Origin of the sequence: Vibrio sp. 10N.222.48.A3 (genome assembly GCF_041475345.1) — a bacterium.
Taxonomy (GTDB): Bacteria; Pseudomonadota; Gammaproteobacteria; order Enterobacterales; family Vibrionaceae; genus Vibrio; species Vibrio tasmaniensis_A.
The window spans coordinates 1-470 of sequence record NZ_JBFRVX010000691.1; the positions used below are offsets into that span (position 1 = coordinate 1).

At 45.3% G+C, this 470-nt stretch carries 1 protein-coding gene; it reads right to left on the reverse strand.

The window, feature by feature from the left end; all coding sequences use genetic code 11:
- A partial coding sequence (locus AB4653_RS18475; RefSeq protein ID WP_372104943.1) for an AraC family transcriptional regulator ligand-binding domain-containing protein occupies positions 1–470 on the reverse strand: 470 nt, incomplete at both ends.

Below are 470 nucleotides of genomic sequence, written 5' to 3' on the forward strand. Positions count from 1 at the left end.
AGATAGCGCTTCAGGGTCGCGGCATCATGAGTCAATAAAGTTTGTGATAAAACGGAGACATCAAAATGCAGTTCACAATAGTTTTGTTCAAAAATCACCGGGCACTGGAAACGCTCGTCATAAAGCTTGGTGTAATTAGGGCGAGCATAAGGCAAAGCCAAAGTATGAATATCCAACTCATGACCAGTCAGTTCTTCGAACAAAGAGACGATTGAACTCAAGAAATACTCACTGCAGAAAGGTAGGAGATCGCCCACTTCCAAGGTGTTCTCAATCTGAATCACTGCTTGCTCGGAATCTAGAAATAATTTAACCGAGAAAATAGGACCGTTCAGGCGCAGATATTTAAAGCCCGACTTGATGGCCTCCCCGACATTTTGACTTGTCGATAGCGCATAACCCAACACACCAAAGTGGCTCAAGCTAGCGTGTTCCCCCAGCCAAAGCCCTAAGCCATCGTGAGGAAAGCT